17 protein-coding genes are annotated in these 15,490 nt (G+C 73.0%); 2 read left to right on the top strand and 15 right to left on the bottom strand.

All coding sequences use genetic code 11. The features are described 5' to 3' along the window. Nucleotides 1–72 precede the first annotated feature (72 nt). From groES to ACZ7P3_RS19690, 3 genes are all read right to left on the bottom strand, one after another. The gene (groES, locus tag ACZ7P3_RS19680; RefSeq protein ID WP_066995800.1) at nucleotides 73–381 is read right to left on the bottom strand and encodes a co-chaperone GroES; all 309 of its coding nucleotides are present in this window, start codon (nucleotides 379–381) and stop codon (nucleotides 73–75) included. A 284-nt stretch (nucleotides 382–665) separates the two neighbouring features. Continuing rightward, a complete protein-coding gene (locus ACZ7P3_RS19685; protein ID WP_472083874.1) occupies nucleotides 666–1,493 on the bottom strand; it encodes a polysaccharide deacetylase family protein in 828 nt (275 codons plus the stop codon). A 32-nt stretch (nucleotides 1,494–1,525) separates the two neighbouring features. Then, entirely contained in the window at nucleotides 1,526–2,455 is a 930-nt protein-coding gene (locus tag ACZ7P3_RS19690) for a polysaccharide deacetylase family protein (protein ID WP_472083314.1), read from the bottom strand. 90 nt (nucleotides 2,456–2,545) lie between these two features. Here ACZ7P3_RS19690 and ACZ7P3_RS19695 point away from each other — a divergent pair, with 90 nt between their 5' ends. After that, nucleotides 2,546–3,712: a THUMP-like domain-containing protein gene (locus ACZ7P3_RS19695; RefSeq protein WP_472083316.1), complete on the top strand. Its 1,167-nt coding sequence runs from the start codon at nucleotides 2,546–2,548 to the stop codon at nucleotides 3,710–3,712. 4 nt (nucleotides 3,713–3,716) lie between these two features. On the opposite strand, the gene ACZ7P3_RS19700 is transcribed toward ACZ7P3_RS19695, so the two are convergent. The 8 genes from ACZ7P3_RS19700 to tsaB form a co-directional block, all read right to left on the bottom strand. Then, entirely contained in the window at nucleotides 3,717–4,976 is a 1,260-nt protein-coding gene (locus ACZ7P3_RS19700; protein WP_472083318.1) for an RNA polymerase sigma factor, read from the bottom strand. Nucleotides 4,977–5,022: 46 nt separating this feature from the next. Beyond that, the gene (locus tag ACZ7P3_RS19705; RefSeq protein WP_472083320.1) at nucleotides 5,023–5,379 is read right to left on the bottom strand and encodes a YciI family protein; all 357 of its coding nucleotides are present in this window, start codon (nucleotides 5,377–5,379) and stop codon (nucleotides 5,023–5,025) included. 309 nt (nucleotides 5,380–5,688) lie between these two features. Beyond that, nucleotides 5,689–6,519: an FG-GAP and VCBS repeat-containing protein gene (locus ACZ7P3_RS19710; RefSeq protein ID WP_472083322.1), complete on the bottom strand. Its 831-nt coding sequence runs from the start codon at nucleotides 6,517–6,519 to the stop codon at nucleotides 5,689–5,691. Further along, a complete protein-coding gene (locus ACZ7P3_RS19715) occupies nucleotides 6,501–7,556 on the bottom strand; it encodes an LCP family protein (protein WP_472083324.1) in 1,056 nt (351 codons plus the stop codon). Before ACZ7P3_RS19715 ends, ACZ7P3_RS19710 begins: the two co-directional genes overlap by 19 nt. Before the next feature lie 299 nt (nucleotides 7,557–7,855). Further along, entirely contained in the window at nucleotides 7,856–8,125 is a 270-nt protein-coding gene (locus tag ACZ7P3_RS19720; RefSeq protein ID WP_472083326.1) for a hypothetical protein, read from the bottom strand. Then, a complete protein-coding gene (gene tsaD, locus ACZ7P3_RS19725) occupies nucleotides 8,122–9,207 on the bottom strand; it encodes a tRNA (adenosine(37)-N6)-threonylcarbamoyltransferase complex transferase subunit TsaD (protein ID WP_472083328.1) in 1,086 nt (361 codons plus the stop codon). Before tsaD ends, ACZ7P3_RS19720 begins: the two co-directional genes overlap by 4 nt. Then, complete coding sequence (gene rimI, locus ACZ7P3_RS19730; RefSeq protein WP_472083876.1) at nucleotides 9,200–9,697, bottom strand: ribosomal protein S18-alanine N-acetyltransferase; 498 nt, start codon at nucleotides 9,695–9,697, stop codon at nucleotides 9,200–9,202. Before rimI ends, tsaD begins: the two co-directional genes overlap by 8 nt. Before the next feature lie 29 nt (nucleotides 9,698–9,726). Then, on the bottom strand, nucleotides 9,727–10,383 hold the full coding sequence (gene tsaB, locus ACZ7P3_RS19735; protein WP_472083330.1) for a tRNA (adenosine(37)-N6)-threonylcarbamoyltransferase complex dimerization subunit type 1 TsaB: 657 nt from the start codon (nucleotides 10,381–10,383) through the stop codon (nucleotides 9,727–9,729). 484 nt (nucleotides 10,384–10,867) lie between these two features. Here tsaB and ACZ7P3_RS19740 point away from each other — a divergent pair, with 484 nt between their 5' ends. Continuing rightward, nucleotides 10,868–11,425 carry a hypothetical protein gene (locus ACZ7P3_RS19740; protein ID WP_472083332.1) on the top strand — a complete coding sequence of 186 codons (558 nt, stop codon included), beginning with the start codon at nucleotides 10,868–10,870 and terminating at the stop codon, nucleotides 11,423–11,425. Here ACZ7P3_RS19740 and ACZ7P3_RS19745 read toward each other — a convergent pair. From ACZ7P3_RS19745 to alr, 4 genes are all read right to left on the bottom strand, one after another. Next, nucleotides 11,422–11,658 carry a hypothetical protein gene (locus tag ACZ7P3_RS19745; protein ID WP_472083334.1) on the bottom strand — a complete coding sequence of 79 codons (237 nt, stop codon included), beginning with the start codon at nucleotides 11,656–11,658 and terminating at the stop codon, nucleotides 11,422–11,424. The two genes, ACZ7P3_RS19740 and ACZ7P3_RS19745, sit on opposite strands and share 4 nt — an antisense overlap. Nucleotides 11,659–12,311: 653 nt before the next feature. Next, a complete protein-coding gene (gene tsaE, locus ACZ7P3_RS19750; RefSeq protein ID WP_472083336.1) occupies nucleotides 12,312–12,824 on the bottom strand; it encodes a tRNA (adenosine(37)-N6)-threonylcarbamoyltransferase complex ATPase subunit type 1 TsaE in 513 nt (170 codons plus the stop codon). An 89-nt stretch (nucleotides 12,825–12,913) separates the two neighbouring features. Further along, nucleotides 12,914–14,155: an alpha/beta fold hydrolase gene (locus ACZ7P3_RS19755; RefSeq protein ID WP_472083338.1), complete on the bottom strand. Its 1,242-nt coding sequence runs from the start codon at nucleotides 14,153–14,155 to the stop codon at nucleotides 12,914–12,916. Nucleotides 14,156–14,277: 122 nt separating this feature from the next. Beyond that, nucleotides 14,278–15,444: an alanine racemase gene (gene alr, locus ACZ7P3_RS19760; protein WP_472083340.1), complete on the bottom strand. Its 1,167-nt coding sequence runs from the start codon at nucleotides 15,442–15,444 to the stop codon at nucleotides 14,278–14,280. Between the last annotated feature and the right edge of the window lie 46 nt (nucleotides 15,445–15,490).

Genomic DNA, 15,490 nt, shown 5'->3' on the forward strand with positions numbered 1-15,490 from the left:
CGCCCCGGCGCCCGGCTTCTCATGTGGTCGCGGGGGCCAGGGGCGCAGCTTCAAGCGGAATGCTTGAGGTGATTACTTCTCGATGATCGCGAGGACGTCGCGAGCCGAGAGGACGAGGTACTCGTCACCGTTGTACTTCACCTCGGTGCCGCCGTACTTGCTGTACAGGACGACGTCGCCGACCTTGACGTCGAGCGGCAGGCGCTCGCCGTTCTCGAACCGGCCCGGGCCCACGGCGAGGACGGCGCCCTCCTGGGGCTTCTCCTTCGCGGTGTCCGGAATGACCAGGCCAGAGGCGGTGGTCTGCTCGGCGTCGAGCGGCTGGACCACGATGCGGTCCTCGAGCGGCTTGATGGCAACCTTGGAGCTGGTGGTCGTCACGATCCGACCTCCCCCTTCGGAGATCTCACGGGGTTAACTGTCTGAGGTGGCGACCAGGTGGATCCGTCGTCGCGGGTGCCGGACCTGCCCGTCGCTTTGTTGGCACTCTCCAGTGGGGAGTGCCAGAGCCGAGACTATGACCGCGATTAGCACTCGGTCAAGCGGAGTGCCAATGCCGTGCCGCGCGTCGGCCGGGGATCCCGGGTGCCCGGAGCTTCTTCGGGGCCAGAGAGGGCCCCGAGGTCCAGGACGCCGGCAAGCCCGCGGAGGGCCGGAGCGTCCGGCTACAGGTAGTCCTCCAGACGGCCCACCGTCAGTCCCTTCGCCTGGATCCGGCGCAGCAGGCGCCGCGTGCGTTCCTTGAGGGTGGGGCCCGTGGCCTCGTCGGGGCCGACGAGGACGATGTCGCCCGGGCTCAGGTGTCCGGCGCCCCGCACATAGGTGATGCCGTCGGGGGTCATGGCGGCGCGCCACAGGACGAGCGTGGAGATGCCGCAGTCGGCTGCCGCGCGCAGGGTGGTGGAGTCGAACGTGCCGTAGGGCGGGCGGAAGAGGCGGGGGCGGATGCCGAAGCGGGACTTGAGTTTGTCCTGCTGCCCGCAGATCTCGGCGCGCTGGCCGGCGTAGGGCAGTCCGGGCAGCGCCGGGTGGTGGAGGGTGTGGTTCTCGATGCCGGCGCCGACCGCGCGCAGCCGGGCGAAGTGGCCGTACCCGGGTCCCACGACGCTGTCGGTGAGGAAGAAGCTGACCGGCAGCCGCAGTTCGCGGACCATGTCGACGAACCGGGGGTCCCGCTCGGCACCGTCGTCGTAGGTAAGGAAGACGACCTTGTCGGTGGTCCTGACGCGGTCCACGGCCCGGGGGCGGGAGGGATCGGCCCCATGGGCCGTCAGGAGGCGGACCGGGGGGCTGGGCGGGGCGGCGAGCGGGGCGGCCAGGCCCCAGCGGCGGTACGCCTCGTCTCCAGCCGGGCGCGACGGCCGTACCCTCTGCGCGGCCTTCTTGCCGAGGCGTTCGATGGGGTCGACGGACTGGGCGCAGCCGGCGAGGAGGAGGGCCGGGGCGAGGGCGGCGGCCAGGGCGGCCCGCACACCTCGCGGGCCGCCGTGCACACGTCCCGGACCGCTCCGCGCGCCTCGCGAACTCACAGGTAGTCCTCCAGGCGTGCCACGGCGTACCCCTCGCGCGTGACCTTGTTCAGGAATCTGCGCATGTCGTCGACCATCGTGCCGTCCCAGTCCTTGCGGCCGCGGAAGTGGGTGAGCACGATGTCGCCGGGGTGCAGGCTGCGGTCCCAGTCGCGGTACTCCCAGTGGTCGACGAAGACCTCCTCGTCCCAGATCGGCGCGTACTTGATGCCGCAGGACTTGGCGGCGCGCAGGGTGTCGCCGTTGTAGTTGCCGTAGGGCGGGCGGAAGACGGTGGGCGCCTTGCCGAACTGCTTCTTCATGATGTCCTGCATGCCGCAGATCTCGGCCTTCTGCTCCTCGTAGGACAGGCCGGGCAGATACGGGTGGGTCAGGGTGTGGTTGTTGAGGGTGTGGCCCTGCGACTGCATCGTGCGGAAGAAGCCGTAGTCGTCCTTGACGAGGTAGTTGCTGAGAAACGCCGAGTAGGGGACCTTCAGGTCGCTCATCATGCGCAGGAAGTCGGGGTCCTTGTTGTCACCGTCGTCGATGGTGAGGAAGACGACCTTCTGCTTGGTGGGGACGGTGGTGAAGACCGGGGGCAGGTTCTCCTCCTCCTGGCCGTCCACCTCGAAGCCGTCGCGGGGGGTGATCTCCGGCTTCCTGGCCGGCGGGGCCGGGGGCGCCAGCGGCACCCGGTTCAGTTTCCAGTGCCGGGCGGCGGCGACCAGTCGGGCGTGCTCGGCGGCGGCGCGGGCCCGGGGGTCCAGGGCCCGGGCGGGGCCGCCGTGCCCGGGTTCACCGCCCCTGGCGTGGGCGCCGGAGTCCGCGCCGGGGGCGGCGCAGCCGGAGGCGAAGGCGGCGGAGGCCAGCGCGGCCGCTCCGCAGCGAAGGGCGACCGCGCGAAGCCGTGCCCGAGATTTGTCATTTTGTACTACTAGTCGCATAGCGCCGGATCTTCCCAGGACCGGACCCCGGATCCGGCCCGACAGGGCCGCCGGAAGCGCACCATCCACCGACTGGCCCACAATGAGCCGGTGAACGACCTCGCCCCCCTCCTCACCCCCGAAGGCCGCGCCCTCCTCGACGAGGTGCGCGACACCGATCCCGCCCAGGAGCTGGCCGTCGCCACCCGGCTGCGCCGTGACCACCCCGCCGGCCTGGTGTCGGCGGCGCTCGGACAGGCCCGGCTGCGGCAGCGGGCGGCGGCGAAGTTCGGGGCGGCGGACGCCGGGCGGATGTTCTTCACGCCGAACGGGGTCGAGCAGTCGACGCGGGCGAGCGTGGCAGCGTACCGGGCGGCCCGCATGAAGGAGCAGGGGGTGACCTCGGTCGCCGACCTGTGCTGCGGGATCGGCGGCGACGCGATCGCGCTGGCGCGGGCCGGGATCCGGGTGCTGGCCGTGGACCGGGATCCGCTGACGGCGGCCGCGGCCCGCGCGAACGCCGAGGCACTGGGGCTCGCCGAGCTGATCGAGGTGCGGGAGGCGGACGTCACCCAGGTGAGCACGGCGGGCTACGACGCCGTGTTCGTGGACCCGGCCCGGCGGGGCGGGCGGGGCCGGATCTTCGACCCGGAGGCCTACTCGCCGCCCCTGTCCTGGGCGGTCGCCACGGCTCTCGGGGCTCCCCGCGCGGCCCTGAAGATCGCCCCCGGCGTCCCGCACGAGGCGGTCCCGGCCGAGGCCGAGGCCGAGTGGATCTCGGACGGCGGGGACGTGAAGGAGGCCGTGCTGTGGTTCGGCACCGAGCCGGGCCTGGTCCGGGCCACCCTGCTGCCGGGCCCGCGCACGCTCCGCTCCCGGGGGCTGCCGGATCCCCGGGTGAGGTCCGTGGGACGGTACCTGTACGAGCCGGACGGCGCCGTCATCCGCGCGCATCTGGTCGCCGAGGTGGCCGAGGAGGTCGGCGGCGGCCTGGTCGACGCGACCATCGCGTACGTCACCGCCGACGCGCTGCACCCCACCCCGTACGCCTCCGCCTACGAGATCACCGATCAGCTCCCCTTCAACGTCAAGAAGCTGAAGGCCCTGCTGCGGGAGCGGGAGGTCGGCACGCTGACCGTGAAGAAGCGCGGCTCGGCGGTGGAACCGGAGGAGCTGCGCAGGAAGGTCAAGCCGCAGGGGCCCCGCGCGGCGACGGTGTTCCTGACCCGGGTCGCGGGGGCGCCGACCATGCTGATCGGGTCCCCCGTGCGGCCGTAGTCCCTCACCGGCCGGGCAGGGAACGCACCTTCGCCCGCAGCAGCCGGCGCTCGCTGTCGTTGCGGGTCAGTGCCGCCGCACGGACGAACTCCTCGCGGGCCTCGTCGGTACGGCCCAGCCGCGCCAGCAGGTCGCCGCGCACGCTGGGCAGCAGATGGTAGTCCCGCAGGGCGGGCTCGGCGGCCAGCGCGTCCACCAGCTCCAGGGCCTCGGCCGGGCCCTCGGCCATCGACACGGCGACGGCGCGGTTCAGTTCGACGACCGGGGACGGCGAGCGGACGGCGAGCAGGCCGTACAGGGTGGCGATGGTCCGCCAGTCGGTCTCCTCGTAGGAGTACGCGTGCGCGTGGCACGCGGCGATGGCCGCCTGCAGGGCGTAGCGGCCCGGCGCGCCGGTGGAGGTGGCGCCGGCGCGGTCCAGGGCGCGGATGCCGCGGGCGATGAGCATGCGGTTCCAGCGGCGGCGGTCCTGGTCCTGGAGGAGCACCGGTGTGCCGTCGGGGCCGGTGCGGGCGGCGGTGCGGGAGGCCTGGAACTCCAGCAGCGAGGTCAGGCCGTGCACCTCGGGTTCCTCGGGCATCAGGGCACAGAGCAGGCGGGCCAGGCGCAGGGCGTCCTCGCACAGCCCGGGGCGCAGCCAGTCGTCGCCCGCGGTGGCCGCGTACCCCTCGTTGAAGACCAGGTAGATGACGTCCAGGACGGACCCGAGCCGGGCTTCGCGGTCGGGGCCGTACGGCACCTCGAAGGCAACGTTCTTCGTGGCCAGGGTGCGCTTGGCGCGGACGATGCGCTGGGCGATCGTCGGCTCCGGGACCAGGTGGGCCCGGGCGATCTCGGCCGTGGTCAGACCGCCGAGCAGGCGCAGGGTGAGCGCGGTGCGGGCCTCGGGCGACAGCACCGGGTGGCAGGTGGTGAAGACGAGCCGCAGCAGGTCGTCGTCGATGTCGTCCGGGTCGGCGGGCTCCTCGGGCAGGGCCGTGGTGGTGAGGTCCCGGCCGATCTCGGCGAGCTTGCGGGCGTAGTTCTCGCGGCGCCGGACCAGGTCGACGGCGCGGTGCCGGGCGGTGGCCATGAGCCACGCCCCGGGGTTGTCGGGCACGCCGTCCCGGGGCCAGCGTTCCAGGGCCGCGACCAGCGCGTCCTGTGCCAGTTCCTCGGCGATGCCGACGTCCCGGACGATCCGGGCGACGCCGGCGACGACCCGCGGGGACTCCAGGCGGAAAACGGTCTCGATGGCATGTGCCGCGGTGGGCTGTGCTTCCACAGCCCACCATGCAACACCCCCGGACGGCCCGGGGCCAAGGAAGGGCTCAGCCTTCCGCGATCTCCCTGACCTCGCAGGTGACCGTCCAGAACTCCTCGTGGACCTTCAGGAACCGCTTGGTCCACTCCAGGGCCTCGGCCTTGTCCTTGCACTGCATGAGCGCGTAGCCGCCGATGACCTCCTTGGACTCGGTGAAGGGCCCGTCGGTGACGGAGATCTTCCCGCCCTCCCAGCGCACCCGGGTGCCCTGGGCGGAGGGCGTCAGGCCCGCGGTGTCGAGCATCACGCCGGCCTTGGTGACCTCCTCGATCAGCTCACCCATCCGCCGCATCAGCTCCTCGCTGGGTCCCTCGGCGGGGGCGGTGGACTCGTCGATGCGCACGAGCGACAGGTAACGGGGCATGGTGACTCCTTCGGTCGGGCGGCGGGGCCTTCCCCCGCCGCTCACCTGTGCGTCGAACGGGAGCGACCCGGATCGACACACCTGCCGAAGATTCTTCGAGGTTTTTCCGCCGGAGCTCGACCGGCTTGCCGAAGCTCGACCGGCCCGCCGGAACTCGACCGGTCTGCCGGAGTCCAACCGGCCCGCCGAAGCTCGACCGGCCCGCCGGAACTCGACCGGTCTGCCGGAGTCCAACCGGCCCGCCGAAGCTCGACCGGTCTACCGCAGCTCGACCGGTCTGCCGGAGCCCAAGCGGTCTGCGCCGGATCCCTACTGGAGCGCGGACCCGAACGACGCCTTCGTGTACGGCGCGCCCACCGCCTTCCCGCCGAAGGCGAGGGCCGCGTCCGCGACCAGGCCCGTGGGGCGGCCGCGCAGGACCCAGACCGCGCCGTTGCCCGCGTCCTCGTCCGGCGCGGCGGCGGCCAGGTCGGCATGTCCGTTGCGGTTGATGTCGACCAGGGCGACCGTGGACCCGAAGTCGTCGTCCACCTCGGCGGTGCCGGGCACGCCCTTGGTGTTCTGGCCGAAGGCCTGCGCACCGGTGCCGGTGACGCCGGAGCGGCTGCCGCGCAGCACGTCGACCACACCCTCGGAGCGGTTCTCGCCCGGCACGCCGACCGCCACGTCGTCGATGCCGTCGCCGGTGATGTCACCGACGGCGACCGAGGTGCCGAACCTGTCCAGGCTCTCCGTGGCACCGGGAACGCCGGGGGTGTCCTGGGTGAACCTCTTCCAGGTGCTGGGCGCCCCCAGGCCGGCGGCCGAGCCGTAGGCCACCCAGATCTCTTCCTCTTCGACCCGGCCGGTGACGAGGTCGGCGTGGCCGTCGCCGTTGACGTCCCCGATGGCCACCGCGCCGTCTCCGGGGACGGCGGGGCCCGGGACGAAGCCCGAGGGGGTGCTCAGGAGCACCTTGGTGCAGTCGACCCCGTCGCCGCAGTACGCGGACAGGGCGAAGTCGTCGCGGCCGTCGCCGTTGAGGTCGCCGGTGGTGCCGCCGCGGATGTCGAAGTACTGGAGCTTGTCGGCGTCGAGGGGCTTGATGGCGGCCGGGACGCCGGTGCGCTCGGCCGGGCCGCTCAGCGCAGGGAGGCCCAAAGGTCGCTCGCCGCCGGTTCCTCTGCCACCACCCGGTTGGGGTCGGAGGGTGCCGCGACGACGGGCATCATCACCGTCTTCACCCGGCCGGAGGTGAGACCCCTGAGGCTCTGGCCGAGCTTCGTCAGCTCGCCCAGGGAGTCCAGGCCGGTGTCCGTGGTGAGGCTGGCGGTGACCGCGTCGGCGACCCGGTAGAGCTTGGCGGGGTCGGTGAGCAGGTCGATGGCCGCCATCCGGTCCAGGAGGGCCTTGACCAGCTTCTGCTGCAGGCCTATGCGGCCCAGGTCGCTGCCGTCGCCTATGCCGTGCCTGGTGCGGGCGAGGGCGAGGGCCCGGGTGCCGTCGAGATGGTGGGTTCCGGCCTTCAGATGCAGATGGCTCAGGCTGTCGTCGATGTCCTGGCCGGTGGTGACCGTGACGCCGCCCAGCGCGTCCACCAGCCGGGCGAAGCCGGAGAAGTCGATCTCGACGTAGTGGTCCATGCGGACGTTCGTCATCGACTCGACGGTCTTGACCGCGCACACCGGACCGCCCACGGAGTAGGCGCTGTTGAACATCGATCGGCCGGCAACCGCTGTCGAGCCGCCGGAGGGCAGCGGACAGGACGGGCGGTTGACCAGGGTGTCGCGCGGGATGCTGACGACGGTCGCCGTCCTGCGGCCGGCGTCGATGTGCACCACCATCGCCGTGTCCGAGCGGGCGCCGGAACTGTCGCCGCCGCCCAGGGCCTTGTTGGCCTTGCCGCTGCGCGAGTCGGAGCCGAGGACCAGGATGTTCAGGGATCCGGTCGGCAGCGGCGCGGCGACGGCCGAGGCGGACCCGTCCGGGGTGAGCGCCGCCCTGGCGGGGCGGTTGTCGCCGAGTGCGCTGTCGATGTCGACGCTCTTGATGTTGTTGTCGAGGTGCCAGTACGCATAGCCGGCGGTGGCCGCGCCCAGCACCAGGACTCCCGCCAGGGCGAGACCGGCCGCCTTCAGCGCTCTCGACCGCCGGCCCGCCCGTCTGCCGACGTCGCCTTGCTCCTCGTGTCGCGTCACGGGCAGGAACGTAGGTCCGAATTATTAGCGCACTGTTAGCGGAAGCCGTGAGAAACGGTTTTCTCGGGAATTTCTCATGCCGAGGCCGCCACGGGCGGGGCGGTGCACCCGCAACGCGAACACCCCGCCCCCAGGGAAGGGGACGGGGTGTTTCATGGAGCGCCGGGCAGGCCTTGCACCTGCATTTCCCCGCAGGAAGCGGGGCGTCTTTCCTTGGACCACCAACGCACTGCGTCCGGACCGGGTTTCCGGCCGTTCGCGTGTGATGATCATAGCGCCCGGACGGGCGTTCCCGCCAGTCAGCGCTCCGGCCGGTCCCCGTCCACCGGCTCGAACCGCCACCGGTGCACCGCCCGCGTCGCCAACTCCCCATCCGGATCGGGGAGTTCGGGCAGCGAGGCGTCGTACGGGGCGTCCCACCATGTGATGACCAGGACCCGGTCCTGCGGGGCCCGGAAGGTCTCCCGGCGCAGCGGCTCGGGGACGAGGTCCTGTCCCCGCGCCCAGGCCAGCAGTTCCCCGCCCCGCCCTTCGGCGGCCCGGGCCTCCCACATCAGGGCCACGGTCATGAGTACAGGTTCTCCTTGCTGACCTCGTGCACATGGTCGTGGGCCGGGACGTGCGGGTCGGTCACCGGCAGCGAGGAGTCGGCGGACAGGTCCCAGCCGGAGGCGGCCCGGTTGCGGGCGACCATCTCGGCGCCGAGCGCGGCGACCATCGCGCCGTTGTCCGTGCACAGCTTGGGGCGCGGGACGCGCAGCCGGATTCCGGCCGACTCGCAGCGCTCCTGGGCGAGGGCGCGCAGCCGGGAGTTGGCGGCGACACCGCCGCCGATCATCAGGTGGTCGACGCCCTCGTCCTTGCAGGCGCGGACCGCCTTGCGGGTGAGGACGTCCACCACCGCCTCCTGGAAGGACGCGGCCACGTCCCGCACCGGGACCTCCTCGCCCGCCGCCCGCTTGGCCTCGATCCAGCGGGCCACCGCCGTCTTCAGGCCGGAGAAGGAGAAGTCGTACGCCGCGTCGCGCGGGCCGGTCAGGCCGCGCGGGAAGGCGATCGCCTCCGGGTCGCCCTCGCGCGCGTAGCGGTCGATGACCGGGCCGCCGGGGAAGCCGAGGTTCAGCACCCGGGCGATCTTGTCGAAGGCCTCGCCTGCCGCGTCGTCGATGGTCGAGCCCAGCGGGCGGACGTCGGAGGTGATGTCCTCGGACAGCAGCAGGGAGGAGTGGCCGCCGGACACCAGCAGGGCCATCGTCGGCTCCGGCAGCGGACCGTGCTCCAGCTGGTCCACGCAGATGTGCGAGGCGAGGTGGTTGACGCCGTACAGGGGCTTGCCGAGCGCGTAGGCGTACGCCTTCGCCGCCGAGACGCCGACGAGCAGGGCGCCCGCGAGACCGGGACCCGCGGTGACCGCGACGCCGTCGAGGTCCTTCGCGGAGACACCCGCGTCCTTGAGCGCGCGGTCGATGGTCGGGACCATCGCCTCCAGGTGGGCGCGGGACGCCACCTCGGGTACGACGCCGCCGAAGCGGGCGTGCTCGTCGACGCTGGAGGCGACGGCGTCCGCCAGCAGGGTGGTGCCGCGGACGATGCCGACGCCGGTCTCGTCGCAGGAGGTCTCGATGCCGAGGACGAGAGGTTCGTCAGTCATTGGTCTCGGTTCCTTGTACGGAGGAAGAACCCGCGGCGGAGTCGCTCTTGGATTCCGTGGTCAGGCGCATCACCAGGGCGTCCACGTTCCCCGGCTGGTAGTAGCCGCGCCTGAAGCCGATGGGCTCGAAGCCGAAGCGCTCGTAGAGCTTCTGGGCACGGACGTTGTCGACCCGGCATTCGAGCATGACCTCGGAGCACTCGAAGGAGGTGGCGGCCTTCAGCAGCTCGGTCAGCAGGCGGGCGCCGAGGCCGGTGCCCTGGAGCTCGCGGGCGACGGCGATCGTCTGGACGTCGGCCAGCTCGCCGGAGGCGGCGAGCCCGGCGTAGCCGACGATACGGCCGTCGTCCTCGGCCACGAGGTAGCGGCGGGTGGCCTCGGAGCCCCGGGAGTGGGCCAGCTCGGACCAGAACATGCCCCGGGACCAGGCGTCCTCGGGGAACAGGTCCTTCTCCAGCTCCAGCACCGGGTCGATGTCCCACCAGCGCATCTCGCGCATTCGCAGGGTTGCCGGTTGCGTCACTTGGGGGTGACCACCTTGTAGTTCTTGGGGACCTGCGCGTCGGGTCGGCGCAGGTAGAGCGGGCGCGGCGCCGGCAGCTCCTCGCCCGAGGCCAGCTTCTCGGCGGCCAGGGAGGCGAGGGCGGCGGCCGACACGTGCTCGGGTTCATGGGCGCTCGGGAACGTGTCCGGGTACAGCAGCGCACCCGCGCCGACCGCGGGGAGCCCTGCGACACGCTCGGCGATGTCGGCAGGGCGGTCGACGGCCGGGCCGGTCAGGCGGGTGCGGGAGTCGGCGTACTTCGCCCAGTAGACCTCCTTGCGCCGGGCGTCGGTCGCCACGACGAAGGGGCCCTTCTCGATGTCGGCGGCGTACGCGAGGCCGTCCAGCGTGCACAGGCCGTACACGGGGACGCCGAGCGCGAGGCCGAAGGTGTCGGCGGTCATCAGACCGACGCGCAGGCCGGTGTAGGGGCCGGGGCCGGTACCGACGACGATCCCGGTGACCGCGTCCAGTTTGAGCCCGGAGTCGGCGAGCACGCGGTCGACGGCCGGCAGCAGCAGCTCTCCGTGCCGGCGCGCGTCCACCTGACTCGACGAGGCGATGACGTCCGTGCCGTCGTGCAGCGCGACGGTGACGGCGGGTGTGGCGGTATCCAGAGCGAGCAAGAGCACGCGAACAGCCTACGGCGCCGCGGGGCCTGTGTCGGAAATCCGTCGCCCGCGCGGAGCGCGGGCACGCCCCGGCGGCACGGATACGGGGGCGTCCCGGGGCGGTACGGATACGGGGCCGGCGGGGGCGGTACGGGGACGCGCGGGCAGCTTCGGGGCGGTACCGGAGGCGGGGGGCGCCCCGGGGGCAGTACGGAGGCGCGGGCGCCCCGGGGCGGTACGGAGACGCGCGGGCGCCCCGGGGCGGTACGGAGACGCGCGGGCGGCTCAGGGCGGTACGGACACGTGGGCACCCCGGGGCGGTGCGGAGGCGCAGGCGCGCGTTCGTCCGGCGGCGGAGCCGTGCGTGCCGGGCCCCGCGGGGCGGGCGGGCGGGTATTTCCGACACGGGCCCCGGGGCTCGTGCACGGCCGTCCGGGGCAGACCGTGACCGACTGCTACGGTCTGTACGAAGTACGACATATGACGCGAGGCAGAGGTGGTGCACGTGGCAAGGACCAGCTCGGGGATCGTGGCCGGCCTCATCGCGGTGGCCGTCGGCACCGTGGGATTCCTCGCCTACCAGGCGCAGGCGACCGCTCCGGCGGGCCTGGCCGGCCGGCCGGGCGCGAGCGCGTCACCCGCGGCGAAGGCCACCAAGGCGCCGCGCGACCGGCGCAACCCCGGCGCCCTGCCGAGCGGTACCGGAGCGGGTGAACGCGTCGTGTACTCGGTGGACGACGACCGCGTCTGGCTGATCGACGAGAGGGGCCGGGTGGAGCGCAGCTTCGGGGTGCACCCGGGCACCGTCGACCCGCCGCCGGGAAGGTACTGGGTCACCTCCCGCTCCAACGCGGCCACCGGGACGGACGGCATCCCGGTCGAGCACGTGGTGCGCTTCACCAGCATCGACGGTGTGACGATCGGCTTCAGCGCGGCCGTGGGCAGCGGCTCCGGCTGGGCCGCCGAAGGGGTGAAGACCGGCGGCATCCGCGAGACGCGGGCGGACGGCGACGCGACGTGGAGGTTCGCGACGATCGGCGTGCCGGTGGTGGTGATCCGCTAGGCGCTCCGCCGGAGCCGCGACACGCCGTCGGCCGACGGCAGCGCCGTCGCGGCCGGCCGCGCGGTTCCCGGCGCCCCTTCGGGGCGCGGGGCCCGGGGCTGCGCCTCATCCGGCTCGCGCGGCGGCCTGGAGACCGCGTTCGCGGCCGCGCAAGAGGCCAGCAGCTCGCGCATGGACACCCCGGTGGGCGTGGGCGGCTCGGCGGCCGGCTCCGTGGGCCGAGAAGCGGACATGGACGCCTCCTGAAGTGCGGGGGCGGGCGTGGTTAGGCAGACCTAACCACGGACTGGATACCATGTGACCACGCCCGGGACGTCCTGCGCAATATCTTGCCGACGGCTTGTCGGAAAGCCGGTGGGGCGTGTCGAAAAGCCGCCCGGGCCAGCGGGAAGGCCGCCCGGGCCGGAGGGAACGCCGCCGGGGCCTGCCGGAGGGCCGCCCGGGACCGTCGCATCACCGCTCGGTCCGGCGGCTGGAAACAGACCCGGCCGCCGAAAGCCGCTCGGACCCGCCGGGCGGAAAACCGCTCAGGTCGGCGTGAAGGCCACTGCGACCGGCGGGAAACCCGCTCGGATCGGCGGGAAAGCCGGTCGGATCGACGCGAAAGCCGGCTCGGCCCACCATGAAGCCGCCCGGGCCCGCTGGAGGGCCGCCCGGGCCGGCCGGAGAGCCACCCGGCCGTACAGCCGATCCGGCCCGTCGGAGCCGCTCGGCCAGATTCGCCCGGACCGGTCCGGTCGGCTCACCCAGGCCGCTCGACCGGTTCACCCAGGCCGCGTTCCACCCAGGCCGCCCGACCGGCTCGCCCAGGCCGTTTCGCCCAGGCCGCCCGACCGGCTCGCCCAGGCTGTTCGGCCGGCTTGCCCAGGCCGCTCGGCCGGTTCCGTCAGGCCGTGAGTGTTTCCAGGTCCGCGTCCGACCAGCGCTGCCCAAGGCCGGTCAGCGTCACGTGCCGGACCTCGTCGGTGGTGTCCCCGACGGCCCGGTGGATGACGACCTGCAGCCGCTCCTCGGTCAGCTCCTCGACCTTGCCCTCGCCCCACTCCACGACGATCACCGAGTCGGACAGGGAGACGTCCAGGTCGAGGTCCTCCATCTCGTCGAGGCCGCCGGAGAGCCGGTAGGCGTCCACGTGGACGAGCGGCGGGCCGCCGCCGAGGGAGGGGTGCACACGGGCGATCACGAAGGTGGGCGAGGTGACCGCACCGCGCACCCCGAGCCCCTCGCCGAGCCCGCGGGTCAGCGTCGTCTTGCCCGCGCCCAGCTCCCCGGAGAGCATCACCAGGTCGCCCGCACGCAGCAGCTTGGCCAGCCGCCGGCCCAGCTCCCGCATCTGCTCGGGAGAGGTGATGGTCAGCCGGGTCTCAGCGGGGTCGTTCGGCACGGCGGTTAGTTCCATGATCACTCACTTACGGCGGTAGTACAGCGGTGACGTCCCGTGAGGGATCGGTTCGGGCTGAACCGCAGCCGGAAGGCTGGGGCCGCCCCTCAGGAAGAGGCGGAGTCACAGCCACTTACGGTAGCCGCTAGCGGCACTGCCCCGGCGCGGGCGAGCATGTCGGCGAGGCGGTCTATGACCACTTCCGGGTGCTCCAGCATCACCAGGTGCCCGGCGTCCGCCACGAGCACCAGCTCGGCGTCGGGCAGCAGGTCGGCGATGACCTCGCTGTGCTCGCTGGGCGTGATCAGATCCTGCACCCCGGCCAGCACCAGCACCGGGACGTCCCGGAAGCAGGCGAGCGCCTCGGTCTTGTCGTGGTCCGTGAAGGCCGGGTAGAACTCGGCGACCACGTCGATCGGCGTGGACTCGATCATCCGCTCGGCGAACCGCTCGACCGCCGGGTCGACGTCCCGGGACGCGAACGAGTACCGCTTGATGATCCCGGCGAACAGGTCGGCGGTGGCCCGGCGCCCCTTCTCGACGAGTTCCGCCTGCTGTCCGAGCGCCTTCAGCACACCGGGCAGCACCCGGCGCACCGCGTTGACGCCGGCGACGGGCAGCCCGAAGCTGACCTCGCCGAGCCGCCCCGAGGACGTGCCGACGAGGGCGGTGGCGACGACCCGGTCCCGGATCAGCTCCGGGAACTGGGCGGCCAGCGCCATGATCGTCATACCGCCCATGGAGTGGCCGACCAGCACGATCGGCCCCTCCGGCACGGCCGCGTCGAGGACCGTCTTCAGGTCGCGGCCGAGTTCCTCGATGGTGACGGGCACACCGTCCTGGCTCTGGGCCACGCCCCGCCCGGACCGCCCGTGGCTGCGCTGGTCCCAGTGCACGGTCCGTACGACCCCGCGCAGGGCCGCCCGCTGGAAGTGCCAGGAGTCCTGGTTGAGGCAGTAGCCGTGGCAGAAGACGACGGTGACCGGGGCGGGCGCCTTGCGGCCGAAGAGCCGCCGGCGGCGCGGGGAGACCTGCGGACCCGGGTCGGGCTCGACGTCGTCGACCTCGTAGTACAGCTCCGTGCCGTCGTCCGCGTACGCCTTGCCGGGCGTGCCGCGCAGGGTGCCGTAGGGGCCCGCCGAGTCCAGCGCCAGCCGGGCCCTGCGGCGCATTCCGCGGCCGACGGTCATCCGCTCGATGGCGACACCGGCGGCCGCACCGGCGGCGAGGACGCCTATCGCGGCACCGGCGATGCCGGTCGCCCTGCGCCAGCCTGCCGATCCCGCGGCGGAGGCGACGGCCGCCGAGGCGACGACGTCCGCCACGGCCTCCGCACTGCTCTCGCTCACGTACCGCTCCTCTTCGCCGTACTGCAGTTCGCTGGGTGAATGAAACAGGTGGTGCCGATGTGGTGCGTGGTGTGCCAGTGCTGACAGGTGCCGTCGTACGCGAGCACCCTGTCCTGAAGGGGTTACCCCTCCTGTTCCCCGTTCACATAGACGCGAGGAATGCGCGTTCCGATCCGCGTGACGATTTCGTACGCGATCGTGCCACAGGCCTGCGCCCAGTCCTCGGCGGTGGGCTCGCCCCGGTCGCCGGGGCCGAACAGCACCGCCTGCGCGCCCACTTCGGGTTCGTCCCCGCCCAGGTCGACCACGAACTGGTCCATGGCGACCCGGCCGGCGACGGTCCGCCACTTGCCGTCGACCAGCACCGGCCCGGTGCCGGAGGCGTGCCGGGGGATGCCGTCCGCGTAGCCCACGGGAACGAGGCCGAGGGTGGTCTCGCCGGGGGTGACGTAGTGGTGGCCGTAACTGACGCCGTGCCCGCCCGGGACGTGCTTGACCAGCGCGAGCGAGGCGCTGAGCCTCATCACGGGGCGCAGGCCGAAGTCGGCCGGGGTGCCCAGCTCGGGGCTGGGCGAGATGCCGTACACGGCGATACCGGTACGGACCAGGTCGAAGTGGGTCTCCGGAAGGGTCAGCGTGGCCGGGGAGTTGGCGAGATGCCGCACCTCGGGGCGCACGCCCTGCTCCTCGGCGTACGCCGTCATCTCCCGGAACCGGGCGAGCTGGGCGGCGATGGAGGGATGCCCGGGCTCGTCGGCGCAGGCGAAGTGGGACCACAGACCGGTGACCCGGACCAGTCCGGCACGCTCGGCACGCAGGGCCTCGCCGACCAGCTCGGGCCAGTCGGCGGGCTGGCAGCCGTTGCGTCCGAGCCCGGTGTCGGCCTTCAGGTGCACCCGGGCGGGCCGGCCCGCCTGCCGGGCCGCCTCCGTCACCTCGCGCAGCGCCCACATCCCGCTGAGCGAGACGTCGATGTCCGCCTCGATCGCCTGCCGCCAGGGCCCGCCCGGCACCCACAGCCAGCACAGGACGGGCGTGTCCAGACCGGCGGCGCGCAGCGCGAGGGCTTCCTCGGGCGTGGCCGTGCCCAGCCATGAGGCCCCGGCCTCGACGGCCGCGCGGGCGCACGGCACCGCCCCGTGGCCGTAGCCGTCGGACTTGACGACGGCCATCAGGGCCGCGCCCTTCGCCCGGGCACGCAGGGTGCGCACATTGGCGCGCAGGGCGGCCAGATCGATCTCGGCCCGGGCGCGCAGGGGCGCGGTCGGCACAGTTGCAGTCTCACTCATGGCGCCCCCAGTCTCTCAGAGGGCCGCGGCGGCCCCGGGTGCAGTC

It is taken from the genome of Streptomyces sp. NPDC107581, assembly GCF_055657175.1.

Coding starts and splice junctions, on each gene's coding strand:
- ACZ7P3_RS19705 (WP_472083320.1), bottom strand. CDS start 5,379: ATGCCCCGTTACCTGTCGCTCGTGCGCATCGACGAGTCCACCGCCCCC.
- alr (WP_472083340.1), bottom strand. CDS start 15,444: ATGAGTGAGACTGCAACTGTGCCGACCGCGCCCCTGCGCGCCCGGGCC.
- rimI (WP_472083876.1), bottom strand. CDS start 9,697: ATGCGCTGGTGGGACATCGACCCGGTGCTGGAGCTGGAGAAGGACCTG.
- tsaD (WP_472083328.1), bottom strand. CDS start 9,207: ATGACTGACGAACCTCTCGTCCTCGGCATCGAGACCTCCTGCGACGAG.
- tsaE (WP_472083336.1), bottom strand. CDS start 12,824: ATGGAACTAACCGCCGTGCCGAACGACCCCGCTGAGACCCGGCTGACC.
- ACZ7P3_RS19745 (WP_472083334.1), bottom strand. CDS start 11,658: ATGTCCGCTTCTCGGCCCACGGAGCCGGCCGCCGAGCCGCCCACGCCC.
- ACZ7P3_RS19690 (WP_472083314.1), bottom strand. CDS start 2,455: ATGCGACTAGTAGTACAAAATGACAAATCTCGGGCACGGCTTCGCGCG.
- ACZ7P3_RS19720 (WP_472083326.1), bottom strand. CDS start 8,125: ATGACCGTGGCCCTGATGTGGGAGGCCCGGGCCGCCGAAGGGCGGGGC.